Source organism: Paenibacillus sp. NN59 (assembly GCF_057597225.1).
In genome coordinates, this window is record NZ_CP199678.1 from 2,913,010 (window position 1) to 2,938,199 (window position 25,190).

Annotated in this window: 24 protein-coding genes and 1 pseudogene; 21 read left to right on the plus strand and 4 right to left on the minus strand. The window is 44.4% G+C overall.

The window, feature by feature from the left end:
* Positions 1–171 precede the first annotated feature (171 nt).
* The 8 genes from ACT89M_RS13050 (at position 172) to ACT89M_RS13085 (ending at position 10,209) form a co-directional block, all read left to right on the plus strand.
* Positions 172–1,485, plus strand: coding sequence for a Kelch repeat-containing protein (locus tag ACT89M_RS13050; RefSeq protein ID WP_154889480.1), 1,314 nt, complete (start codon positions 172–174; stop codon positions 1,483–1,485).
* 324 nt (positions 1,486–1,809) lie between these two features.
* The gene (locus ACT89M_RS13055) at positions 1,810–2,913 is read left to right on the plus strand and encodes an NADH:flavin oxidoreductase (protein ID WP_154889478.1); all 1,104 of its coding nucleotides are present in this window, start codon (positions 1,810–1,812) and stop codon (positions 2,911–2,913) included.
* A 439-nt stretch (positions 2,914–3,352) separates the two neighbouring features.
* On the plus strand, positions 3,353–4,687 hold the full coding sequence (nagZ, locus tag ACT89M_RS13060; RefSeq protein WP_308722022.1) for a beta-N-acetylhexosaminidase: 1,335 nt from the start codon (positions 3,353–3,355) through the stop codon (positions 4,685–4,687).
* Between the two features lie 75 nt (positions 4,688–4,762).
* The gene (locus ACT89M_RS13065) at positions 4,763–5,467 is read left to right on the plus strand and encodes a response regulator transcription factor (RefSeq protein WP_090923982.1); all 705 of its coding nucleotides are present in this window, start codon (positions 4,763–4,765) and stop codon (positions 5,465–5,467) included.
* A complete protein-coding gene (locus ACT89M_RS13070) occupies positions 5,464–6,447 on the plus strand; it encodes a sensor histidine kinase (protein ID WP_253494906.1) in 984 nt (327 codons plus the stop codon). The genes ACT89M_RS13065 and ACT89M_RS13070 overlap by 4 nt, the downstream gene beginning before the upstream one ends.
* A gap of 280 nt (positions 6,448–6,727) precedes the next feature.
* On the plus strand, positions 6,728–7,498 hold the full coding sequence (locus ACT89M_RS13075; RefSeq protein ID WP_253494904.1) for an ABC transporter ATP-binding protein: 771 nt from the start codon (positions 6,728–6,730) through the stop codon (positions 7,496–7,498).
* Complete coding sequence (locus tag ACT89M_RS13080; RefSeq protein ID WP_308721888.1) at positions 7,473–9,437, plus strand: FtsX-like permease family protein; 1,965 nt, start codon at positions 7,473–7,475, stop codon at positions 9,435–9,437. The genes ACT89M_RS13075 and ACT89M_RS13080 overlap by 26 nt, the downstream gene beginning before the upstream one ends.
* Before the next feature lie 373 nt (positions 9,438–9,810).
* Positions 9,811–10,209, plus strand: coding sequence for an Asp23/Gls24 family envelope stress response protein (locus ACT89M_RS13085; RefSeq protein WP_090923986.1), 399 nt, complete (start codon positions 9,811–9,813; stop codon positions 10,207–10,209).
* Between the two features lie 43 nt (positions 10,210–10,252).
* Here ACT89M_RS13085 and ACT89M_RS13090 read toward each other — a convergent pair whose 3' ends face one another.
* Positions 10,253–11,089, minus strand: coding sequence for an AraC family transcriptional regulator (locus ACT89M_RS13090; protein WP_308721887.1), 837 nt, complete (start codon positions 11,087–11,089; stop codon positions 10,253–10,255).
* 213 nt (positions 11,090–11,302) lie between these two features.
* Between ACT89M_RS13090 and ACT89M_RS13095 the strand changes: the two genes are divergently transcribed.
* The 6 genes from ACT89M_RS13095 (at position 11,303) to ACT89M_RS13120 (ending at position 17,668) form a co-directional block, all read left to right on the plus strand.
* The gene (locus ACT89M_RS13095) at positions 11,303–12,307 is read left to right on the plus strand and encodes an aldo/keto reductase (RefSeq protein ID WP_308721886.1); all 1,005 of its coding nucleotides are present in this window, start codon (positions 11,303–11,305) and stop codon (positions 12,305–12,307) included.
* Between the two features lie 163 nt (positions 12,308–12,470).
* Positions 12,471–12,836, plus strand: a complete 366-nt coding sequence (locus ACT89M_RS13100) for a cupin (RefSeq protein WP_308721885.1) — start codon at positions 12,471–12,473, stop codon at positions 12,834–12,836.
* A 324-nt stretch (positions 12,837–13,160) separates the two neighbouring features.
* Complete coding sequence (gene mbcS, locus ACT89M_RS13105; protein WP_487345281.1) at positions 13,161–14,774, plus strand: acyl-CoA synthetase MbcS; 1,614 nt, start codon at positions 13,161–13,163, stop codon at positions 14,772–14,774.
* Between the two features lie 114 nt (positions 14,775–14,888).
* Complete coding sequence (locus ACT89M_RS13110) at positions 14,889–16,133, plus strand: aminopeptidase (protein WP_308721884.1); 1,245 nt, start codon at positions 14,889–14,891, stop codon at positions 16,131–16,133.
* 340 nt (positions 16,134–16,473) lie between these two features.
* Positions 16,474–17,265 (plus strand): leucine-rich repeat domain-containing protein, encoded by a 792-nt coding sequence (locus ACT89M_RS13115; RefSeq protein ID WP_487345282.1) that lies wholly within the window; start codon positions 16,474–16,476, stop codon positions 17,263–17,265.
* Positions 17,243–17,668, plus strand: a complete 426-nt coding sequence (locus tag ACT89M_RS13120) for a hypothetical protein (protein ID WP_308721882.1) — start codon at positions 17,243–17,245, stop codon at positions 17,666–17,668. Before ACT89M_RS13115 ends, ACT89M_RS13120 begins: the two co-directional genes overlap by 23 nt.
* A 129-nt stretch (positions 17,669–17,797) precedes the next feature.
* Here the strand turns inward: ACT89M_RS13120 and ACT89M_RS13125 are convergent, their stop codons facing one another.
* Entirely contained in the window at positions 17,798–18,430 is a 633-nt protein-coding gene (locus ACT89M_RS13125; RefSeq protein WP_308721881.1) for a nitroreductase family protein, read from the minus strand.
* Positions 18,431–18,567: 137 nt separating this feature from the next.
* Between ACT89M_RS13125 and ACT89M_RS13130 the strand changes: the two genes are divergently transcribed.
* Entirely contained in the window at positions 18,568–18,807 is a 240-nt protein-coding gene (locus ACT89M_RS13130) for a hypothetical protein (protein ID WP_154889456.1), read from the plus strand.
* 207 nt (positions 18,808–19,014) lie between these two features.
* Here the strand turns inward: ACT89M_RS13130 and ACT89M_RS13135 are convergent, their stop codons facing one another.
* Positions 19,015–19,791 (minus strand): M15 family metallopeptidase, encoded by a 777-nt coding sequence (locus ACT89M_RS13135; RefSeq protein ID WP_253494887.1) that lies wholly within the window; start codon positions 19,789–19,791, stop codon positions 19,015–19,017.
* A gap of 632 nt (positions 19,792–20,423) precedes the next feature.
* Positions 20,424–20,789: an iron-sulfur cluster biosynthesis family protein gene (locus ACT89M_RS13140; RefSeq protein ID WP_308721880.1), complete on the minus strand. Its 366-nt coding sequence runs from the start codon at positions 20,787–20,789 to the stop codon at positions 20,424–20,426.
* 164 nt (positions 20,790–20,953) lie between these two features.
* On the opposite strand from ACT89M_RS13140, the gene ACT89M_RS13145 reads away from it, so the two are divergent.
* From ACT89M_RS13145 to ACT89M_RS13170, 6 genes and pseudogenes are all read left to right on the plus strand, one after another.
* Complete coding sequence (locus ACT89M_RS13145) at positions 20,954–21,538, plus strand: TetR/AcrR family transcriptional regulator (RefSeq protein WP_154958734.1); 585 nt, start codon at positions 20,954–20,956, stop codon at positions 21,536–21,538.
* Between the two features lie 80 nt (positions 21,539–21,618).
* Positions 21,619–22,065 carry a nuclear transport factor 2 family protein gene (locus ACT89M_RS13150; protein ID WP_154958733.1) on the plus strand — a complete coding sequence of 149 codons (447 nt, stop codon included), beginning with the start codon at positions 21,619–21,621 and terminating at the stop codon, positions 22,063–22,065.
* A complete protein-coding gene (locus ACT89M_RS13155) occupies positions 22,055–22,909 on the plus strand; it encodes an NmrA family NAD(P)-binding protein (RefSeq protein WP_154958732.1) in 855 nt (284 codons plus the stop codon). Before ACT89M_RS13150 ends, ACT89M_RS13155 begins: the two co-directional genes overlap by 11 nt.
* A 178-nt stretch (positions 22,910–23,087) precedes the next feature.
* Entirely contained in the window at positions 23,088–23,702 is a 615-nt protein-coding gene (locus tag ACT89M_RS13160) for a DUF1349 domain-containing protein (protein WP_487345283.1), read from the plus strand.
* An 83-nt stretch (positions 23,703–23,785) separates the two neighbouring features.
* Positions 23,786–23,921 (plus strand): annotated as a pseudogene (locus tag ACT89M_RS13165) (IS1595 family transposase); the annotation flags it as partial.
* A 135-nt stretch (positions 23,922–24,056) separates the two neighbouring features.
* Positions 24,057–24,971, plus strand: a complete 915-nt coding sequence (locus ACT89M_RS13170; RefSeq protein WP_154958730.1) for a phosphotransferase — start codon at positions 24,057–24,059, stop codon at positions 24,969–24,971.
* Positions 24,972–25,190 lie beyond the last annotated feature (219 nt).

Below are 25,190 nucleotides of genomic sequence, written 5' to 3' on the forward strand. Positions count from 1 at the left end.
TTCTTGAAACCTTATAGTAGACCTCTTATCCACGGATACGAGCGTCTACTTTTTTTGCTGAAAAGGGCGAAATTTGTTGCAGTGTACGCACCTTTTACATACTATAAAAAGATACAATTTGTATCTTTTTTGAACGTATGAAAAGTGATTATGTTGAAGGAGGATGCGGATATGCAAAGGAAAGTAACCTGGGCAGCAATTGGGCTGGCTCTTGTCGCCGGAGCAGGCTGGATGCTGATGGGAAACGCCAAACCCAAGACGAACACTCCGGCCATAAGACCTGTGGCTACAGAGCGTGGGGGTGTGCAAGTGTCAAATGCCCCGATTCAATCCGTTGATGTGACAAGCAAACTGGAATTGTTAGGGAGGGCTTTTAACAAATCGCCTTATGCCAACAACGTATGGGACATGCAACAATACAACGGTAAAATCTATCTGGGTCATGGAAATAGCAGCAATACGGGGCCTGCACAAAATGCGGGGCCGATCCCTGTCGTGTACTATGATGCAACGAATGCCGAGTTTCAGACACAGGCGGTGACAAACAGTAATCCGAGCATTATACCCTCAACAAAAATGTACGTGGATGAAGAGCAGATTGATCTCTATAAGGTGTTAAATGGAAAACTGTATATCCCTGGTCATGATTCCGATGGTGAAAGCTGGGACTTTGGAAACTTTTACCGCTTGGACGAAGGGACGTGGACCAAATATCGCAATCTGCCCAAGGGCGTTCATGTCTATGATCTCGCATATTATCAAGGCAAGCTGTTTGCTGCACTTGGCACAGAAACCAAACCAACCATCTTAATCTCACATAATGATGGGCAAAGTTGGCAGCAGTTTGCAACAATCAACACATTTGGCTTTAGAGCATATACGCTATTCGAAATCCAGGGGAAATTGTATGCCTCCGGAATGATGTACCCCGCCAATAAAATATGGAATGACAAAACGAATATACTGGAGATTAATGAACGTTTGGAAAAGAGAGATGTAGCTATCTACGGTAACAAAATGTTACCCGGGTTGACCTATCAACAAGGTACAGTTCCGTACAATAAAATTGGTAAAAATATTAATTTTAACAATAAGCTGGTGTATATTGCTGGTGGTGTCTTCAATGATAGTCAACTGTTGCCTAAGTCATTGAATGTGATGACGGATATCAATCAGGCGAGACGTGTCAGTCTGGCAGATGCGAATGCGTTACCAACAGACCTGCTTGTGCGTGATGATAAAGTTTATGTGTTAACGTATACGCGCAAGCAGGCCAATGTCTACGTGAGCAGGGTCTATCAAACCAATGATCTGACAACATGGAATGAAATTTTGCGCTTTACACAGGACACTTATGCCAAGTCATTTGAGGAGCTTGATGGTGATTTTTATTTTGGATTGGGTACAGACCCGGACGTCCTATCGCCCTCATCTGGAAAAATATTACGAGTGAATCGAGTGGATATTCCTGTGAATTCAAATTAAAATATAAGGAAGATTATGGATTATATACTATGCTGCATCCACATTGTTGGTGACCCGGCGATGTGCTGATGATATTCATCGTGCAGAACAAACTGCAGCACCCGAGTCAACGGACAGCGGCTCTTCCGAAGCTGTTCTTTTTTTTGTGGTTCAGTTTCGTGTGAGAAATTTGTTTGAAAATAAAAATAAGAATCTATAAAATGGATAAAGAGAAATATTCATGACAGTCCACAGGCGTATGACCGCTGCTTGATGTATCCAAAGCATGTCACATCTCAAGGTAAGTGCGAAATGTAAACTTCCCATTGCAAAGGAGACTAAATCATGAGCGTACCTTCATCATTGTTTAAACCGTTCACATCTGACAAACTTACCTTGCCCAATCGAATTGTTATGGCACCGATGACGCGGGGATTTTCACCGAGCGGTGTACCAGGGCCCGATGTGGCTGACTATTACCGCCTTAGAGCGGCTGGCGGCGTGGGACTTATTATTACAGAAGGCACAGGGATCAACCATCCATCCTCAGTAAGTGGTGAGAACATCCCACTTTTTTATGGAGAAGAAGCGCTGCAAGGATGGGCGAATGTGGTCAAGGCTGTTCACGATGCCGGCGGGAAAATAATGCCTCAGCTCTGGCATGTTGGCACTGCACGGCGCTCTGGAGATTTACCTAATGCAGAGGCTCACCCGGTTAGTCCGTCCGGAATAAGCATGGCTGGTGAAGCGGCTTACGAACCATTAACGGAAGAGGAGATCCAAGAGCTTATACAAGCCTATGCAGAAGCAGCGGCTGATGCGAAGCGTATCGGTTTTGATGGAATTGAGTTACATGGTGCGCATGGATATTTAATTGATCAATTTTTCTGGGCGCAGACGAATCGCAGATCTGACAAGTATGGCGGAGATTTAGTACGCCGGACACAGTTTGCAGTCGAAGTGATCGAGGCTTGCCGTGCTGCAGTAGGACCTGATTTTCCAATTGTTCTTCGCTTCTCGCAATGGAAAATGGGCAGTTACGAGGCAAAACTGGTCGAATCGCCAGAGGAGCTGAAACAGTTTTTGGAACCGCTCAGTGCAGCGGGGGTAGATATTTTCCATTGTTCCACACGTCGTTTCTGGCTTCCGGAGTTTGAAGGTTCTGATCTCAATCTTGCCGGCTGGACCCAGAAAATAACGGGTAAACCCGCGATTTCGGTTGGTTCAGTAGGTCTAGAGGCAGAGTTTGTTGAACGTGGCAGTGAAAAGCAAGAAACGGGAGATGCTCATCTTGACTTGCTGGATGATAAGATGAAGAATGGGGAATTTGATCTAATTGCACTTGGACGTGTGCTACTAAGTGACCCCGAATGGCCGCTTAAAGTGCAAGAGGGACATAATGCTGATATCATTCCTTTTACAAGTGAAGTATTATCCAAATTGCACTGAGAATTTCATTATATGAAAAATTCGAAATAGCAATACTTAACATGTGATTACATCCATAACAACGGGATAAAAAGGTGTTTAAAATCAACAGCAGAGCCGCCGCAAGGCGGTTTTTTTATTCCCGATTTTATTTTTCCAATAACCATCCTCTTAAACAAAGAACTTAATACCCACCATTCTCAAAAAAATAAATATTTCATCATATGAAAAATTCACAATAGAAAGCGGAAATCCGCATATACCCAGAACACATCCACAACGTATACTCCCGCCCACTGTTAAAACAGCTATTCATGCCATATCCAGGTACAAGAAGCAAGAATACTTTTCACATCTAAGACCTATTTTGAAAATCATTTACCTTATGGTAAGGTTAGCCTGAACGAATTCCAAAATTTTCAGAACCGATAAGACATAAGGAGGAAGAACATCCTTGAACGTGAATAGAAACCTGCGTTTGAAGCGGAATTTCAGATTTGTGCTGGTGCTGTCTGTGATTGCAACTCTGAGCCTTGTACTGGCCGCATGCGGACAAGCTCCAAAGCCTTCAACTGCAACAGGTAACAATAATGGAACAGCATCGGGCCAAAATCAATTACCTTCTGGGAATAACGCCGCTGCACCTCAAGATGAAGTACATGAAGAACCTCAGGATGAAACACAGGAAGAGATTGATCCGGTAAAGGAACAGCTTCAGCAACTAACGCTGGAGGAAAAAGTAGGCCAGATGATTCTTGCTGGTGTGCAAGGAACAGCGTTGGATGAACAGGCGAAACGAATGATTGCTGACCAGAAGATCGGCGGCATTATTTTTTATGCCAACAACGTAACAACGCTTCAGGGAACGGCCGCATTTGTGCAATCGATTAAAGAGGCGAATCAGCAAAACCCGGTTCCCATTCTAATGAGTGTGGATCAAGAGGGCGGTAAGGTAAGCCGCATGCCAGATACGGTTGAGTCCATTCCTTCCAATCGAAAAGTAGGCGAAACCAATGATACTAAGCTTGCTGAGAAGATGGGCGCATTGCTGGCGAGACAGATCAAGCTTGCCGGTTTTAATGTTGATTTTGCACCCGTGCTGGATATTAACAGTAATCCCAAAAATCCAGTCATTGGAGATCGTTCCTTCGGCACTACTGCTGACCTGGTTACACGTATGGGGATCGCCGAGATGAAAGGACTTCGTAGTGAAGGGGTCATCCCGGTGGTGAAACATTTTCCAGGCCACGGTGATACTTCCGTCGATTCTCATCTGGACTTGCCTGTGGTGAACAAATCGGAGAAACAGCTTGCAGAGCTGGAGTGGATTCCGTTTCAGGCGGCGGTGAAACAACAGGCCGAGGCGGTAATGGTTGCCCATATTTTGTTTCCCAAGCTTGACCCGAATTACCCGGCATCCCTATCAAAAGTGATCATAGGGGATCATCTGCGCGGAAAGTTCAAGTATGACGGTGTAGTGATCACTGATGATCTGAGCATGGGGGCGATCTCGAAAAACTACCCATTGAACAAGGCTGCAATCGCAACGGTTCAGGCCGGAAGTGATATTTTGCTGGTGGCTCATAGTTATGAAAGTGCCAAAACGATTTTTGATACTTTAATTAGCGCAGTGAAGTCAGGCAAAATCAAGGAGTCTCGTATTGACGAGAGTGTGTATCGTATTCTGGCATTGAAACAGCATTTCAAGTTGTCTGACGACCAAAAGGCTACTGGAGATGTGAAGCAGTTAAACGCAGATATTCGAAGCTGGCGCAAGCAAGTCGATGCCCGCTGATCTATCCTGTGTTATGATTTGGCTATAAATAGAGAGACATTTGCCATCATAACAGGTTAGAGGAGAGAGCTTTTCATGTATACCATTATGATTATTGAAGATGATCCCAAGATTGCGGGACTGCTGAAATCACATATCGAGCGTTATGGGGACCGAGCTGTATCCGTTGAGGATTTTGAGAATGTGACGGAACAATTCAAACAGCTTCAGCCTCATGTTGTATTACTGGATATCAACTTGCCGAGCTATGACGGGTTTTACTGGTGCAGGCAGATCCGAACGATATCGACATGTCCGATCCTGTTTATTTCCGCGAGAAGTGGCAAGATGGATCAGGTTATGGCGCTGGAGAACGGGGCTGATGATTATATTACCAAGCCGTTTGAACATGAGATTGTTATGGCTAAAATACGTAGTCAGTTGCGCCGGGTGTATGGAGATTATGCTGCCCGAGATGAAGAACGTAAGGTCGAACTGAACGGACTCGTGGTGTACTTGGAAAGGCTTGAGATTGAACTCGGCGATCAGAAAGTGCAACTCACCAAAAAGGAAACGATTCTACTGGAAACGCTGATGCGTCGCAGTCCAAAGCTGGTCAGTCGGGAAACCATTTTGGAGAAGTTATGGGATGACTCGTTTGTGGATGATAATACCCTTAGCGTTAATATTACCCGGGTACGGAAACGTCTTGCCGAACTAGGCATTACCGATGCGCTGGAAACGGTGAGAGGCTCCGGATACAGGCTGATTAATAACTGGAAAGCGACATCATCGTTATGAAGTTGTTTATTCGAGAACATATCGCTCTGACGTGCTGGGTGTTTGCGATGATGTTCACCGTGGTTGCTGTATTTTGGTACGATGGATACGATCATTGGAAGACGGCGCTATATGCCGTAGGGCTGGGCTTGTTTTTGTATGTCGGTTATCTGGTGTATCGTTACATGTCACATCGAGCCTTTTACACCCGTATGACACAGCCCGTGAATTCGCTGAATGAATTGGTAGCATTACATGAAACGGCGCCGTTATCAGCCTCTTTGGAAAAACTGCTGGATTCCCAGTACGGCCAATATCACGCACATCTGAGCCGGCTCGAACAAAAGCAACAGGAATATCTTACGTTTATGAACCAATGGGTACATCAGATGAAAACACCGTTATCGGTCATTGAGCTGACCGTGGAAGAAGAAGAGGACGATGATGCTCGTTTTCGCAGTATTCGTGAGGAAGCAGATCAGATGCGACGTGGATTGGAAACGGTCCTATATGTCGCAAGGCTGGATACCTTCGAGCAGGACTTCAGCGTGGAACCGGTTGAACTGCGAGTGGTAGGTGAAGAAGCGATTCATGAGTTGAAACGATTTTTCATTCGTAACCATGTGTATCCCGAGATGCAGATTGATGCTTCGCTGGTGGTGCAATCTGATGCAAAGTGGGTTCGATTTGTGCTAGTACAGCTGTTATCCAATGCCATCAAGTATGCTGCAGGCAGTGGACAGAAAGTGCATCTTCGCGCCTACGAAGCGGAGCAGAACGTCATACTGGAAGTTCAGGATCATGGGATTGGCATACCCAAATCAGACCTAAACCGGGTGTTTAGACCCTTTTTCACTGGGGAGAACGGAAGGCATTTTAAGGAATCTACTGGTATGGGGCTGTACATCGCAAAAGAAGTGCTGACACGTATGAATCATCAGATTGAGCTTGAATCGGTATATGGGGAAGGAACGACAGTCCGAATTACCTTTTCGGTTTGAACGCAAGATAATGAATAATTAGACCTGATTTTATATATGAAGTTGAATATGAATTACATGTGAAATAACGACGCCTTTTGCTGTGCTGGGAGGAAGGCGTCTTTTTCTTGCGATTTCTGAGGGGGACGGGTACGGAATCTTACAATATTGTCATGTTGGTGAAAGGTTAACCCATAGGAGAATGAGTGAAGTTTCGGGTAGACTGTAGTCAGAAGGTTAGCGAAGAAGATAAGTACTTAGAAATTAAAATTAGACGTTAATCGTTAAAGGAGTTGTACGTATGGAGATATGTTCCGTCAAACAGATCAGCAAAATTTATAAAGGGATTGTATCCTATGAAGCCTTGTCAGGGATTGATCTTAGTATCCAAGAGGGAGAGTTTGTGGGCATTATGGGGCCGTCCGGTAGTGGCAAAACAACATTACTGAACATGATTTCAACCATTGATCATCCGACGTCAGGGGAATTGCGAATTGCGGGTCAGAATCCATTTGATCTGGGGTCGGATCAGCTGGCTTTGTTCCGGCGCAGAGAACTAGGCTTTGTCTTTCAATCCTTCAACCTGCTTAACACACTGACGGTGAAGGAAAATATCGTGCTCCCATTAACATTAGACGGTATTTCCGTTCGGGAGATGAATGCGCGAGTAGTGGAGCTTGCTAACAAATTGGGGATTGAAGGAATTTTAAACAAACGCACGTATGAAATATCGGGCGGACAGGCACAGCGGACAGCGATCGCTCGAGCGTTAATCCATTCTCCCAAGCTGATTCTGGCGGATGAGCCGACGGGAAATCTGGATTCCAAGGCTGCCAAGGATGTGATGGAGATTCTTGAACAGCGCAATCGAGAGGATCAGGCGACGATGTTGCTCGTAACCCACGATGCTGTGGCAGCTAGTTACTGTAGCCGAGTGGTCTTCATTAAGGATGGTCAATTATATAACGAAATTCATTACGGTGATAACCGCGCGGCCTTCTATCAAAAGATTATAAACGTATTATCCCTGATGGGAGGCTCTGGACATGAATTTTCGCCAGTTCGCCATTAATAACGTTGTTCGAAACAAACGAATTTATTTAGCTCATTTTCTAAGCAGTACGTTCTCGGTTATGATCTTTTTTATCTATGCGTTGCTGCTGTTCCACCCGGATTTACAAGATGGTTTGAAAGGTTCTTCCCAGACGGTGACGGTGCTTGCGAACCAAGGCCTGATGATTGCTGAAATCATCATTTTCATATTCTCTTTCCTGTTTCTGCTGTATTCGGTCGGTTCATTTCTGAAGACTCGGAAGAAGGAGTTTGGTATCTTCCTGATCATCGGCATGACTCGAAAACAGATGAACCGACTTTTATTTATGGAAAATATGTGTATCGGCTTAGCCTCCATCGTGGCAGGTATCGGACTTGGACTCATATTTGGTAAATTGGTTTTGCTTATTTGTGGTTCCATGCTTGCGGTGGAGAACAGTCTGAGATTTTACTTTCCACTCAAAGGAATTCTGCTGACAGCCGGAGCGTTTCTGGTGCTTTTTGTAGTCATTGCTCTGTCATCCTCATTGCTGATTCGTAAGAGAACGTTAATTGACCTCGTGAAGTCAGAGGAAAAACCAAAACCTGAACCTAAGGCATCCCCGCTGCTCTCGCTGCTCTCGGTTGTGCTGATTGGTGGAGGGTATACAGGTGTATTTATTTTCGCGTGGGGATCATATATTTTCCCTTTATTGTTTGGCAGTGTGCTCAGCGTAATTGCAGGTACGTATCTTCTGTTCACGCAGCTGAGTGTATATGTCATTCGGGCATTGAAAAAGAAAGAAGGATTGTTTTACCGCAAGACCAATCTGCTCTTTCTGTCCGAGCTTACCTATCGCATGAAAGATAACGCCGTGATGTTTTTTATGGTCAGTGTTATCTCGGCTTCTGCGTTTACGGGCATTGGCAGCATGCTGACTATAGGTGACCCAAGGCTGTCTTCCATGACGAATCCATATGCTTTTACGTATACAAATTCAGGCTTTACGGATTCTGCAGTCGTTGATCGTCAGATCCAAAAAATTGAAGAGACGCTGGTTAATCGCGAAGTTCCATATGTAAAAGGTAGTTACCAGCCTCTCTATGAGAACAATAACAACTACATCATCAAACTGAGTTCATATAACCGTCTTGCCAAAGCACTTGGTTATGAAGAACGGGTGCTGGATCGCAATGATCTGGCGTTTAATACAGCACCCAATATTACTGCACGCAATAAACTGTTAGATACGAAAAAGGACAGTTACCCATACTCCGCTGACTTGTATGTTGGTGAACAGCAGCATTTACAAATGCAGATGTTGCCACCGGCAACCGATATCGTGATTCCGATGGAGGGTGAGGCGGGCGTCTACGTTGTTTCTGATGACCTGTATTCCAAGATTCGAGAAGCATACATTGCAGAGATTAAGATGGATGTTGATTTTTACTCCGATCAGACGACATTTTTTGTGGTAAAAGACTGGATGTCGACACGCAGTTTTGCTTCGGAATTGCTGGATACTATTGAAAAAGACCGTCCGGAGAAGGGATATGTTCAGTTCACTTCTCTTGTCGTAGACTGGCTGAATAACAAACAAACCAATGGCATCATTCTCATCGTAAGTGGATTGATCGGTATTGTGTTTTTCACCTTCGCGGCGAGCTTCACCTATTTCAGGCTGTATGCAGATCTGGAGCGAGATGAGGCACAGTATCGCATGATTGGTAAAATGGGGCTTAGCCACCCGGAGCTACGCAAAATTGTAACAAGACAGCTCGTGCTGATGTTTTTCCTGCCGCTTCTCGTGGCTTTGATTCACAGTACAGTTGCATTTACGGCGCTGTATCAGATGGTTCAGTTTTCGATTCTAGATCATAGCCTTGGCGTATTTATGGTGTTTGTCACGATGCAACTTATCTTCTTTGCCATAGTACGCTGGCGCTATCTGCGTCATATGTATTCGAAGCTCGTGTAAATTAGCAGTGCACCTTATACATTTCACTGCGTTTTATCAGCCTTGGCCTGTAGGTCAGGGTTTTCTTTTTTAGTTAAGAAAGATTTAAGATAGAGGAATTAGCAGGAATGAAGGGATTTGATATATAGTAAATATTAATATATAGAGAAAAGAATAATTCAAAGCTGAAGAACGGCGATAAATCTATTGTTTAAAGGTAATGCATTTGTCCGGTTCAGCATTGCACTGGCCCTGATTTTGGTTAATATCTATTTATTATCCTGTGTGAGCACGCCTAGAGGGCAGAAATGTAACTGTGCGTAAACCGTGGTAGAATAGAAGGGATAACATCCATACTTAGAACAACAAAAAAAGATCATAAGGAGAGGAACTTATGTCTGAAATCATTGAAAAAACTGTAACCGAAGCGGAATATATTGCACCTCCAGCGATTCAGCTTGGAACCATTCATATTTCTAACGATGTCGTGTCCAAAATTGTGGGCATGGCCGCGCAAACCACTCCAGGAGTGTCTTCCATGTCTGTTGGGCTGACGGAAGGTCTCGCCAAGAGCATCAGCGGTAAAAGTCTGCAAAAAGGAATTGACGTTCATATTCAAAATGATGAAGCGTCCATTCAATTGCGCATTAATGTGCAATATGGCCGCAAGATGCACGAGGTCTGCCAGGAACTGCAACATAACGTACAGCAAGCGGTGGAGCAGATGGCAGGCGTAATCGTGAAAGAAGTTAAAGTGCAGGTTGTCGGCATTGCCATGCCTGAAAACGTCTAGATCTTATAATCTTATAATAGGTAAGCACCTTCCTAACATGGGTTCATGGGGAAGGTGCTGTTTTGTGTTTTCGATAGTAGGTGGGAGCTTCACCCAGCACTTTTTTAAACATTTTGGAGAAAAGAAGTTGGTCTGTATATCCGACGGAACGGGCAATATCCCCGATACTCAGGCTAAGATCGAGCGTCAGCTCGGCTGCTCTGCGCATACGATAATGGACGAGATAAGATTGAATGCTGCTTCCGATCTGATCTTTGAAGAGTGAACACAGATAACTTCGCTGCAAGCCGATGTGAGAGGCGATGGACTGCACTGTAATGGCGTTGGCATAGTTCATCTCGATAAAATCAATCACTTGGGTTACATATGTTTCTTTGCCGTATTCTGCAGTGGGCTGAACGTTCTCGTCATGCGAATGATCAATCAGAATGGCAAAAAACTGATAGAGCCATCCGGTCATACTAATCTCCCAGCCTTTATAAGCCGTGCGAGAATGGATGATGCGGTGCAGACATGAGCGCATCTCATCGTCTTCGTCACCGAGATCAAAGATGGGTTGTTGTTCCGATAAAGAGGCTTGTTGTAAAAAGGAAGCACTATGCGTGCCCTGAAATGCAACCCAGCTATACTCCCATGGATCATCTTGATCAGCTTTATAATGTACCACGAAATGTGGCACGATCAGGAAGCCTTGCCCCTTACGTAGTTGATAAGTCTTCCCTGCAACTTCAAACGTGCCTTTGCCGTTCAGGACATAATGGATTTTATAGTAATCCCTCATTGCTGGGCCGAAGTGGTGCCCGGGCGTGCAGGCTTCAGTACCATAATGAAGGAGCTGCAACTCCTGAAAATGCGTGTTTTTGAACATATACGTAATCATTACGTCCACTCCTGTGAGAATCAATTGATTCTTGCATTTTAACATATATATAATTGTAATTGGTACTTAAATTGAAGTATAAGTTTAGCTATAACGATCATTTTTACATATCAATGTAGTGATAAACCATATCGTTTATGCAGAAAAATGACTAAGATAAAAGAGTATTAACGGCTGGGCTTAACCTACTTTACAGAAAAGAGTGAATTCACGATGCCTTATATTGCAAATGAACAACGTTATGATGATATGAGCTATTCTCGCTCAGGCAAATCGGGAATTAAGCTTCCACAGATTGCGCTGGGATTATGGCAGAATTTTGGCGGCAATCGCACGCTGGATATTCAGGAACAAATGATTTTACGCGCGTTCGATCTCGGTATTAATCATTTTGATCTGGCGAATAACTATGGGCCACCTCCAGGGTCAGCAGAAGAGAACTTTGGCGTGATCTACCACAAACATCTGCGTCCTTACCGGGATGAGCTACTGATCTCTTCTAAGGCAGGGTACCATATGTGGAGCGGCCCTTACGGCGAGTGGGGTTCCCGTAAAAATTTGATTGCCAGTCTCGACCAGAGCTTGAGCCGAATGGGACTGGACTATGTAGACATTTTCTATCATCATCGTCCAGATCCAGACACGCCACTGGAAGAAACGATGACAGCGCTGGATCACATCGTAAGGCAAGGTAAGGCGTTATATGTGGGCTTGTCCAACTACAATGCACAACAGACGCAGGAAGCGGTGACGATTCTGCGCGGGCTCGGAACACCTTGTCTTGTTCACCAGCCGAATTATTCCATGCTGAATCGCTGGATTGAAGAGGGTTTGCAAGATGTGTTGGACGAGCAAGGTGTAGGTTCTATTGCGTTTTGCCCACTCGGTCGAGGTCAGTTGACGAACAAATACGTGGACAAAATCAAAGCGGAACGGGCCAATCCTACAGGTAATCTAAAGAAAGAATCTTATACAGACGAACGTATCGCGAAATTCGAAGCGCTACAAGCCGTGGCAGAACGACGAGGACAGACGATTTCACAACTTGCACTCAACTGGGTATTACGTGGTAACCGTGTAACGTCCGCATTGATCGGAGCCAGCCGAGTATCGCAGATTGAAGAAAATGTTGCTGCACTCAAGGCTCCTGAATTAACAGCCGCAGACCTGAGTGAGATCGATACGATTTTGGACGGCATCGGAAATATTCCTTGGTAAACGTCTTATATAGGTAATGTTTATATTGAGTACCTTTTCTCTTTATAGAGAAGGGGTACTTTTTATGTTCAGAAGGGAAGAACTGGCGTATCGAGTAGCATAAGGTTTATACTGGAATGATTCGTTATTAGGTTATCAGATGAGCAAGAAAGGGAGATGCATCATGGAGTTTTATCGATTTGATCAAGAGAGCGGCAAACAGATCACGAAATTTGATTCCGACTTTGTGATGTCGCGAATCATTCAAACGAGTGGGAACGCGCATATAGGCTGTATGCATATCCCCGCTAATGGTGTGGTCGGATACCACCAGGCGAATTCACCGCAACTAATGCTCATTATGACAGGAGCAGGACGGGTCCGAAGCGGGAACGATGATTTTATCGAAATAAAAGCGGGAGAAGCTGTTTTTTGGGAAAACGGAGAATGGCATGAAACCATATCAGAGATCGGTCTAACAGCTATTGTCATCGAGAGTGAAGCATTGAACCCCTCAGCATACATGACTCCCAAAGAAAGTGACCTCTAGATATCACGAATAGAATGAGAAAGTCGCGTTCTTATGATAAAAAGGTTGTTGTTCATAGTACCTGGTCATAGGATTTGATGTATAATATAAAGAAGCTATATAAATGAACTTTTTTACACGTAAACGGAGAGGACAGAAAAAACCTGGAGAAGCGAAGTTAAAAGCTTTCTGTAAGAAAGCTACATCGTAAGCATAAGATTCGCCTTTATCACCGGATTTTCCCTTTAGAAAAGGGAATCAAAAAAATCTGGGGATAACAGCGATGGGAAGGTTATTCTGTCATCGTAGTGGATGTGTAAACCTATTCAATTTATATATATTTGAATGATAAAGGAGAGGCTCCATTTGAATTTTGAACAGTGGATTGCGCCTGAAAACTATAACCTGACATCCGAGATGGAGAATCACCCGTCAGACCGGATTGCACTTAGATGGCTCAGCGATCAGAAAGAAGTAGAAGAGATTACGTACGGTGATTTGTTAAAACAGGCGAACCGTCTGGCTGGAGGACTGCGTGAACTTGGTTTGGCGAAAGGAGATCGGGTGCTGGTCATGGTACCACGCCGGATTATCGCTTATGTGATATATATTACATGTCTGAAACTTGGCATTGCTGTGATTCCATCTTCGGAGATGCTACGTGCGAAAGATTTGGAATACCGTCTGCGGCATTCATCGGCGAAGGCAGTCATTGTATGGTCTGAGACCACATCAGAAGTGGAGAAAATGGATTCCGACCTGCCAGCACTTGCCCATCGTATCGTTGCATCACCTAACGAAGACCATGGTGTTCCTGGAGAAGGCTGGGTTAACGTACATCAATTGATGCAGAATCAGCCGGATGAAATGGCTGCTGTTCAGACGCACCGTGATGATATGGCTATTCTGGCGTATACCTCTGGCACGACGGGCAATCCAAAGGGCGTCGTACATAGCCACGGCTGGGGTTATGCACATCTGCGGATAGCATCCACGTTATGGCTGGATATTCAGCCGACAGATACGGTGTGGGCAACAGCAGCACCTGGATGGCAAAAATGGATCTGGAGCCCGTTCCTGTCGGTACTCGGAAGAGGGGCAACAGGTTTGGTATACAACGGCTCATTCCAGCCGAAGCGTTACCTGGAGTTGATGCAGGCGCATCAGATTAACGTGCTCTGCTGTACACCGACGGAATACCGCCTGATGGCAAAAACGGATGATCTCGGACATTATGATTTATCCCATCTTCGTAGCGCTGTATCGGCGGGAGAACCGCTGAATCAGGAAGTGATTGAAATCTTCCAGCGCCATTTCGATCTCACCATCCGTGATGGTTACGGACAGACGGAAAGCACGCTGTTAATTGGCAGTTTGAAGGATGCGCCTGTGCGCATAGGTTCGATGGGTCAGTCCATTACCCCGGGATTGATCGAGATTATCGGTGAAGATGGACAACCTCTACCTGCTGGGGAGGTTGGAGATATTGCTGTGCATCAAGACATGCCAGCGCTGTTCCGTGCTTATTATCAGGACGAGGGTCGCAAGGAAGCGAACCAGCGCGGGGAGTATTTTGTCACAGGTGACCGGGCAAGCAAAGACGAAGAAGGGTACTTCTGGTTTGAAGGCCGCAGTGATGATATTATCATCAGTTCGGGATATACCATTGGGCCGTTTGAGGTGGAAGAAGCGCTCATGAAACATGCGAGTGTGAAAGAGTGTGCTGTCGTTGCAAGTCCGGATGAAATTCGGGGCAACATTGTCAAAGCTTTTGTTGTGCTCCGAGACCCTTCCCAGGCTTCATCGGAACTCGCGCATGAACTGCAAAGACATGTGAAGGAATGGACAGCACCTTACAAATATCCACGCAAAATTGAATTTGTAACGGATCTACCCAAGACCAACTCAGGTAAAATTCGCCGCATTGAACTCCGTGAACAGGAAAAACGCAACGGTTAGTTTGCGGACTGTGTATAGAGTGATATAGAGGCTAAAGATGAAATAACATTTTTGATTGATGAAGTTTGAGAATACAGCAATTTGAAATCTTACCGAAGCAGGAGTGAACCTAACATGAGCTCGTTTGAACAATCTTTTGCAACATCATTGGAACAATACGCTGAACTGGTCGTCAAGGTTGGTGTGAATATCCAGAAGGGACAAGACCTACTGGTAACAGCACCGATTGAAACATTGGAGTTTACACGTCTAATCGCCCAAAAAGCTTACGCGGCCGGAGCTAACTATGTACAAGTCGATTTCGAGGACGATAATATTACACGTAGCCGGTTTGAGCATGGTTCGGATGATAGCTTTGACTATTATCCGAAGTGGAAAGGCGACATGATGGAACGTTTCGCCGAAGCTGGAGGAGCAACACTGACAATTAAAGTTCCTGACCCAGACTTGTACAACGGAATCGAAGCGACCAAAGTATCCCGTGCAACCAAAGCGGCAGCAGAGGCACGCAAAGGATATTCCAAATATACACGTAACCATGACATCAGCTGGTGTCTGATCAAAGCGCCAACCAAAGCTTGGGCCAATAAAGTGTTTGCCGACATTCCTGAGGAAGATCGCATCAACGTGATGTGGGATACCATCTTCAAGATGAATCGTGTGGACGGCGGAGATGCTGTACAGAACTGGAAAGAGCATATTGAGACGTTGAACAAAATGAGTGAGTTACTCAATCAGAAAAATTATAAGAGTTTGCACTATCGTGCACCAGGTACGGATCTGAAAATTGAACTGGTAGACAACCACATCTGGGGCGGTGGCGGCAGTGAAAACAAACAAGGGGTCTACACCGTCGCGAATATGCCGACAGAAGAGGTATTTACGATGCCGAAGCGTAGCGGTGTGAACGGTTATGTTAGTAGCACGATGCCGCTGAATCTGAACGGACAGCTGGTAGATCAGATGCGAATTACATTTAAAGATGGTCAGGTTGTTGCGTATACAGCGGCTTCTGGCGAAGAGCATCTGAAGAACCTGTTTGCGACAGACGAGGGGGCTCGTTACTTGGGAGAAGTGGCGCTCGTGCCGCATGATTCGCCAATCTCGAATCTGAATCGTATTTTCTATAATACGGGCATTGATGAGAATGCATCCTGTCATCTGGCTGTCGGAAGTGCGTATCCGTTCACCATGAAGGGTGGCACATCGATGTCGAATGAAGAACTGTTGAAACATGAATGCAATGTAAGCCTGACACATGTCGATTTCATGATTGGTTCTGCGGAACTGGACATCGACGGGGAGTTACAGGACGGTACGATTGAGCCGGTATTCCGCAAAGGAAACTGGGCATTTTAATATGAAATGCATAGTCTGTTAACGATGAAAGTATAAGTGCAATTCTAGTGTAGTCAAATCAATAACAGATGCAACGTAGAAAAGTGACTTCAATGGAAGTCACTTTTCTGTTTATATTCAGTCATTAGGGAGCATATAAGACTAAGTCTGGGATAAAACATGTGAAGTCTAAGCAACTGTGGAATCATCTCATTCCAGGTTTCCTGAATACCCTCAGCCGTATGAGGAATCGTGAAAATGATAGTCTGGTAGCATTGTAAACCACCCAAAGAACTCATAAAATAGGCATGATACGACATTTACATAGTGAACGTGTGAAATTGACTAGGGAGGAGAATGGATGATGAATATGGATGGAATGGATATTACAAACGCCTTTACAGATGAACTTTTCAAGCAATACATATTAGCGAATTATTGTGATCAACGGGGTTATATTCGGGCACAGGATGTGAGTGAAGTGGAGACCCTGGAGCTTCCCAAAGTAGGTATGAAAAATCTTCAAGGCATTGAATATTTCACGGAACTCAAGGTGCTCGATTGCACATATAATGCGTTGGTCAGTCTGAATGTTGAACATAATCTGAAGTTGAGAACGTTATTATGCAGAGAAAATCAAATTGTTGAGCTGAAGTTGAACTCCAATACAGAGCTTGACACATTAGATTGTAGCTTTAATTGTTTGCGTAAACTGGAACTTTCGCAGAATCATAAGCTGATAGCGATTGAATGTAACTGGAATTTGCTCTCTGAACTGAAAGTAGGGCATCTAAAGCAATTGCAAAGACTTGCATGCAGCTACAACACACTTTTCTCACTGGATATGGTAAGTAATGAGCATCTAACTTATTTGGATTGTTCGAGCAATGATCTTATTGAGCTTGATGTCACTGGCTGTCCCGCTTTACTAGAGCTTCGCTGTCACCACAATCAACTTAAAAGTCTGGATCTCCGTTCCAATCACCGTCTGGAAAGTGTGCGTTGTTTCAATAATCATATTCGTGAACTGGATTTACGTAATAATACCGAACTTGCGGAACTATATTGTTCTGAAAATAAGTTAAAATCACTTGACGTGAGCTGTAATTCCAAGATGGAGCGCATGCAGTATGGAGCGCATGCAGTACGGTGATAATCTCATCATTGAACCGGATCATGAAGTCCCAGGCATGGGTACATTTCAATATGATAACGAAACGACGATATATCATATGAATTTGCAGGAGGAAGGAAGAGAACTGCGAGTTACGGCACAAATTTCAACGAAGGCCGGTATGGATGCATTGTCCGCTTCTTTCGAAGCTGCTTGGGAACAATGGCATGTCCTGCGAGAACGGGCGCTTCATATGATTGGTAACGCTCATCCAGACGAGGATGTAAATACTTTGGCGCTGGCAGATGTAGAATTTCAAGCAGATGGCATTTTAAAGTTGGGATTTGATGCTGGCGATACGCCAGCCGGGCAGCTCTATATCTATGCGGAATTCGATAGCGATCTCCAGATCTCGGATGAGTTAATATATGAAACGTATTGAAACAACGGAATGTTAAGAAGGCTATTAAGGCAGTCAGTAACTTGATTAAGTTCTACACACGAAAAAGCCACGAAGTCGAAGTCGTGGCTTTTAAAGCACTTTTATTTTAGGAAAAAGATCGGATAACAGTTATTCGGCATTCATTTTATTAAAGCTAACATATTCATGAATGGGTTTGCGATACCCGCGTGGACGCTGTTTGGATTCTGATTTTTTGCCAATGGTAATCATCATCGCAGGTACATAATGATCCGGAATGTTAAGACTTTGCTGCAGTTCCTCAGCGTTAAATCCAATCATCGGACAAGTATCCCAGCCACGATCCTGAGCGATCAGCATGAATTGCATCGCTGACAGGCTGGCGTTACGGATGGCATCCTCACGTTGGAAAAATCTGCCGCGAGTTTCGTAGAATTCGATAACACTTTGTGATTCCTGCTCGTATTGAAAAGGCGTGAGTGCGCCTAAGTTAAGCAGTCCTTCGTTAATCGTGCGAATATGATGATGTGCATTGACATCCCCTAACACGATAATGACCGCAGAAGCTGTTTTCACCTTGTACTGCTGAGAAGCCTGATATACTTTCTCTTTCTGAGCTTCATCGGTCAATACAAGATAATGAGTGTGTTGCAGGTTAAACGCGGATGGCGCAAATTTGTTCAAAGCAAACATTTCTTCCAGTTCGGACTCTGAAATTTCAATTCCCTCTTCAAAAATAACAGCAGATCTTCGGTTTTTAATCAATTGGTCCAGTTCGCTCATGTTGTTTACCTCACTTATGTATAGTTTGCTTGCTTATAAAGTGAATATAACATACTTAATTACTTTATGTAAGTATTATTTTTGAATAAGACAAGATATGCTCGCCATACGCTAGTAGAAAACAGCAGAGGTGAGTCATGAGATCATTCATCCTCAGATTAAAATCAGCTTGGCGGCATCGTGAGTTCCAGGTTTATGTCTTTGAATCCTCTGCCCTTAAAAAGTTTGTGGTGGTGGAGATCATACTGGGTTACATTGTATACAAAACAGCCTTTTATCTGAGCCACAACGATTTACTGGCAGGGGCAAGTTCCTGGGCGGGTACCGAAGGTGTAAAACGGTTGCCTGTTTTGATTCGGCGTATTGCTGGAGTCTAAAAAATGTTGAATAGTTGATCTGTAACCGTGTGGGATACGTGACTGCAATCAAGAACACTTTCTCAGAATACATTGGTGCACAGATGCTTTCCTGGAACTATAGCTATCTTGTAATTTATATGGAGAAGGGGCGAGTGTGCCCCGTTCTCCAGGTATCGATCTGCAAATGAAGAGGTTGAGTTACTAAGCTGCTTGCCGACCGAGAGCTTATTTTGCACGTTCCAAATATTGCTCCAAAGTTAATTTTTGGCTAGTAATCTCGCCAGCAATGTAGACACCAACATAACGGACATGCCAAGGCTCATATGAATATCCGGTTAACTTCTCTTGATCTTTGCCATAACGGATAATAAAACCGTATTTGTGGGCATTGGCTTTCAGCCATTTGCCTTCTTTGGTGTTGCCAAAACTTTGCTGAAGATCATAACCTGCCGAAGCGCTGGAAATGTCCATGGCGAGTCCGGTTTGATGTTCGCTCTGTCCTGGACGAGCACTTGTTTTGTTAGCAACAGCTTCGCCTTTGATGCTGGCATTACGGTCAAAGATTGCTTTCTGCGTAGCATATGAACGGTAGCCGGATACAGCTTTGATATCGATACCATCCTTTTTCGCGGCGGCAAACAATTTCTCCATTGCTGTTGCTGCGACTTTACGCATCTGTTTCTTGGGACTTGAGCCGGAGAAGCTGAATGGGATGTTAGGAACGACCAGATCTTTCGGCTCGTAAGTGGATGGTAGGTTTCTTTTTTTATTCACAAGCACAACAGTGCTGGATAGGTTCGTCACGGTAGCAACGCCTTTGCTAGAGGTCGTAACGGTACGGCTTGGTGCGTTATCTCTCAGAAATTGAGAGAAGCTTGAGCTTGCCGCAGAGGCAACCGGGTTAAAGATTTGGTTGATTGGAAGTGTAGTAAACGCTGTGCTTGCAAGCACTGAGCCAACCAGAAGTGTCGATATGATGGATTTGCGAGTAAATGATGACATGATGGGAATTCCTCCTTGGAATATATTAATCTATAAACCAAGTATACTGGAGGATTATGTCCATAGGTTCTCCAAATGTTTCCGACTTGTAAACAAAGTTTGCTAGAATCTATTTTATTGGGAAATTAGATGAAAGTTCGAATATCGCATATTTCAGGATGAAGGTCCTAGAAAATCGGTTGCTACCGGGCAAAAGATGCTGGAAGGAGAAATGTAAACGGTGGGGGAGAAAGGAAAAAGATGAAAGTGAGTAAAGACATAAAGAGCACAAAATATAGAGTATAAAGGGAATAAACAGGGAGGGCCAAGTTATTCATCAGCAAATTCAAGGCACAAGCAAGTAAAACAATTTAAGCGAGTAACTCGAGGCTTTTACCCAGTAAACTGTAAAAAATCTAACGATCACCACAGTGCTTATTCTACGAAAAAAGCCCATTTTTATAATCAAATACTGCTTTCAGGTTAAATAACGTTACTGGTGATCGTTAGATTTTCAATTTACTATTTTGGAGCTAAATAAGGTTCCTCATGATCATTAGAAGTTGCTCCAAGCATCTGGTGCTTGAGAAAGCTGGAAAAATCATCTTTGCAGGCTTTCCTACAAGGGTGACAATACTCTGCTTACCTGCTGTTTAGGATAGTGTACATGCATTTTCCGCACTAGGTGTACCTACTGCGGCAGCACGTGTATCCCGGAGTCTGAGATTACTGCTGATTACACCCGAATCACTGCTCAAAGTAAAGGCAGGAAAGTTTTCTTGTGCATCCAGCTTCATGTTTGATTCCAGGTTAAGCTGGTGTTTGGGGTCCACGTAGAATGGAACAAAGTTGGTTTCAATCTGCTCATCCAGCGCAGCCAGTTCATCAACAATCAGCAGTACGACAACACCGTTACATCCACAGCCTTCCATATCGTAAAATACTTTGAAATAACCCGGTTGATCATTCAAACTTGTTGTTAAACGTTGTGCCGCCAGATCAGTAATTTGCATATGCATATCGCTTCACTCCTCTATATATTGACCTCGTCATAAATGGTTAAGGAACATTCAGCCTGTAATGCCATTATACCACTTTGTCGAAAATTAAATCATTCATTTTCTTGACTGATCAGTCTGGAAAGTGTAAGATGTGTTTAACGAAGAGGAGGTGGGGACACCAGTTGGGAAGAGCGAAAGAGTTTGACACAGAACAAGTATTACGAAAAGCGACTTCTGTTTTTGGCGCTTATGGTTATGAAGGGACCTCGTTAACGGTATTACTTAATGAACTCGGCATTGCCCGGCAAAGCCTCTATGACACCTACGGAACAAAACATGATTTGTTTGTCTCTGCTCTGAAATTTTATGTGCAGCAGAAAACAGAAGCATCGACACAACTGTTAGAACAAAGCGGCAGTGTACGTGAGGGTATGCAACAATTGTTTGAAGAGGTGGTGAACGTGTTAGCCGATCCGGATCGGCGCAACGAATGTTTTATCATTAACAGCGCGATAGAACAGGCACCTCAGCAACATGAGATCGCTGCGTTTATACAGGCGAATAATCGCTGGATGGAGAACGTATTTTACACAGCACTTTTACGAGGGTGCAATACGGGAGAGTTACAGTTACAAGAAGAAGAACTGCATCGTATCGCACGGTTTCTTAACTATTCAAGGCTTTCGTTCACATATACGGCGAAGAGTGGTGCTAGTGAGGAAGAAATGCGGGAACTTGTGCAAACGACTTTGAAGGTTTTGGATTAAACGATTAATAAATGAACGCCTTAAGCGTTTATTTTTTTAACTATTCTAGACTGATTAGTCCGAAAAGGAGAGGGTTTAAAATGAAAGAACAACAAGAGGTGGACAATGAGCAAAATGTGCCCAAGCAAATCATGCAACACTTCACAGGGCTTTTGCTTGAGGGGAAACTTGATGAGTGGGCAGAGCTGTTTACCACGGATGCCATTTTTGAATTTCCTTATTCACCTCCGGGTTATCCGCAGCGGCTGGAAGGGAAATCAGCCATTTTCAATCATGTGAATGCGTTGTTTAAATTTCTCAAAATTCATCAATTTAGCGAACCGACCATTTTAATCGATTCAGACCAACAACGATTTGTAGCAGAATTCACTTGTGAAGGCGTATTTCTGAGTACAGGGAAGCCATACAATCAAACATATATTTCTGTCGTCAGCTATGATGGTGACAAAATTACGCATTACAGAGACTATTGGAATCCTCTTGTCGTAATGGAATCGGAAATGGGAGGTGTTGTAGATGAGCAATGAGAAACCTCTTACACTCATTACCGGAGCGAGTGGCAAGACAGGAAGTCGAGTGGCTGCACAGCTACAGAAACAAGGTTATCCGGTACGTTTGGCTGGAAGAAAGCTTCCGTCGTCCACAGATTCTCGTGGGAATCATGTCTACTTTGACTGGTATGATCCTGCGACATATGGCGCAGCACTAAAGGGTATTAATCAAATTTATCTTGTTGTGCCACAGATGGATATGAATCCAGAGAAAGTGATGTTTCCTTTCATTCAGGAAGCGATATGGAGTGGAGTGAAGCGTTTTGTGTTGCTGGGAAGTGCATCTGTCGATGAAGAAGGGCCCGTTTTTGGCAAAGTACATCAAGCCTTGAAAAAGCTTGCGCCAGAGTGGGCTGTGTTACGTCCTTCTTATTTTATGGAAAATTTCACGGAGGGTCCTCATCGACAGTCGATTGCCCAGTTTCGCAAAATATATAGTGCAACGGGTGAGGGGAGAATCGGTTTTGTAAGTGCGGACGATATAGCAGCTGTTGCCTTTCATGCCCTAACCGATACTGTGCCTCATAATAGAGAGCACATCATAACGGGACCGGAATCGTTATCCTATGCAGAGGTGGCGCAGAAAGCCAGTGAAATATTAAATCAGCCAATCCAGCATGAATCGTTATCGGAAGAGACTTTAAGAAACCAGATGATTCAAGTAGGGATGCCTGAGAATTATGCGATAATGCTTGCAGGTTTGGACACTCATATTAGAGAGGAAGGAAGAGAAGATCAGGTAACGGATACTGTTATTCGCGTAACGGGTAATCAACCACGATCCATTGAGCGCTTGTTTTCAAAACAGATGATGGAGTAGCATAGTGGAGAAATTTCATGAGAAAATCTTGGTGAGTATCAGATCATTGCATAATCTATTATTACAAGAGGTAAGAGCATAAGTGAAGCATATAAGGTAGATTATGAGGTAGTTTACAAGGTAAATGTACAGGATACGTCGAATTCCTACATGTATAGACGAAGCAGAAAGGATGGGAATGAAGATGTCCGTCAACTTTACAAACCTTGAACGAGGAAGCTGGACAACCGAGCCTGTCTATACCCAACATGATGGAGAGAGGTTGATTGTACAGGCTCAGGAGGGCAGCGATTTTTGGGAAGAGACGTTCTATGGTTTCTGTCACCGAAATGGCCATGCCTTGCTTGCGCCGTGGGATGGGGAACAAGCTGTTGAAGTTTCGTTTGATCTAAGTTCTTTTACAGAATTATATGATCAGGCGGGATTAATGCTGTGGCATGGAGAACATCAGTGGATTAAAGCCGGGGTTGAAGTCAATGATGGCATTGTGCATGTGGGCGCTGTTGTCACAGATCAATTTTCAGATTGGTCACTCTCACCTGTACCGGAGTGGGGGGGACGAATCGTTACCATTCGTGCATCGTATCACCAGGAATCCGTTGTCATTCGTGCGCGTACAGATGAGCATCCTTGGCGTACGATTCGAGTGGCGAGATTTGCTTATCCAACCAATAAGCAGGCAGGACCGTTCCTTTGCTCGCCTAAACGGGCAGGCTTTGAGGTTGCTTTTACAAGATGGACCTATACTCCACCAGATGCAGACTTGCATACCGATCCACCAATTAGCGGGTAAACGCAGAGAATAGATTCTGTAAGGGAATCAGTGAATCAAAATGTATAGAAGATGTATGAAGGTTCGTTTTATCGGATGGATGATGGAGGGCATTTAACTCATATGCGAATTCAGAAGGCCATGACTCATTACCGATTCAAATCCGACGGAGAACAACGCCTGAAAGGCGTGTACCCTATCCAAAATGTAAACAGCTACCACAGCCAATTGAAGAAATGGAAGGATTGCTTCGATTGTAAGAATAAAAAAACTTCGGTTTTCTGCTTCTTCTTGTTAAGCTAAAGGGCAGTTATGCGTAACTTTCAGGGAATGTAAACATCTAAATAACGTAAGAAACGAGGAGGCAGACAATTTATGGGGGAAACGAATGTATGGGATGCGGAGTGGGAGGTTAATGAAGAGCAGGCGCAGACGCTGATCGGCAGACAATTCCCTCAGCTGTCATCAAAGCAAGTGAAGCGATTGGGATGGGGCTGGGACAATACGGTTTTTCTCATCGGTGACGAGTACGTGTTCCGGTTTCCAAGAAGAACGTTTGCAGTTGGTCCGATTCGTATGGAAGGGAAGCTGCTACCGAAGCTGGATGCATATTTGACCATCCCTTATCCGAAACCGTTATTCTATGGCGAAGCAAGTGACGAATACCCGGCACCATTTCTTGGCTATGCCCACGTGCCAGGAGATTTCCCAATTGGTTTGGCGGAAGAACGCCGGGCTTTATCGGCAGAGACGCTGGCGAAATTTTTGCGGAGATTACATGAGTTTCCGGTGCAGGCGGCGCTGGAGTGCGGAGTTCAGCAAGATCATCGAAACTTGACGGACATCGCATCGCGCAAAGTGAAAATGGAGGGTTTTCTATCGAAGGTAGTCGAACACTTGTCGCCGGAAGAGTTCGGTGCAATCGAAGCATATATTGGCAGTCTGCCACAGGACCGTGTCAAGGCCGTGAATAAAGTGCTACATGGAGATCTTCATTTCAAAAATATGCTTGTGAATGAGAAAGGGATCGTTTCCGGCATCATTGATTGGGGGGATCTGAGTGTAGGTCATCCGGCTTGCGATTTGAGCATTGCTTATAGCTTTTTACCACCATACGCTCGCGGCGTGTTTTTTGAAACGTACGGAGGAGCGGACGAGGAAACGAAGTTGCTGGCGCGTCTGATCGCTGTATACATACCTATACTGATCTTAATGCAAGCGATCGATGACGGGAATGAAACGATTGCGGCAGAAGCGAAATCCAATATCATGCGGGCACTGTCGGATTAGGTTCATTATTTCGTTCCGGCTAAGAGGCTATGGCTATCAACACCATTTTGGCGTTTATAGTCGCGATAAGGTACGATCCGCCTTCTCAGACGCCGCTTTACATCTACGAACACGGAATTCAACAGAGTAAGTCGTTGCGCTAACGGGACACGATTGTAATTACCGCCTTTTCAACAAAGGCGGTTTTCTTATGGTCAAATATCAACATTACATTCAATG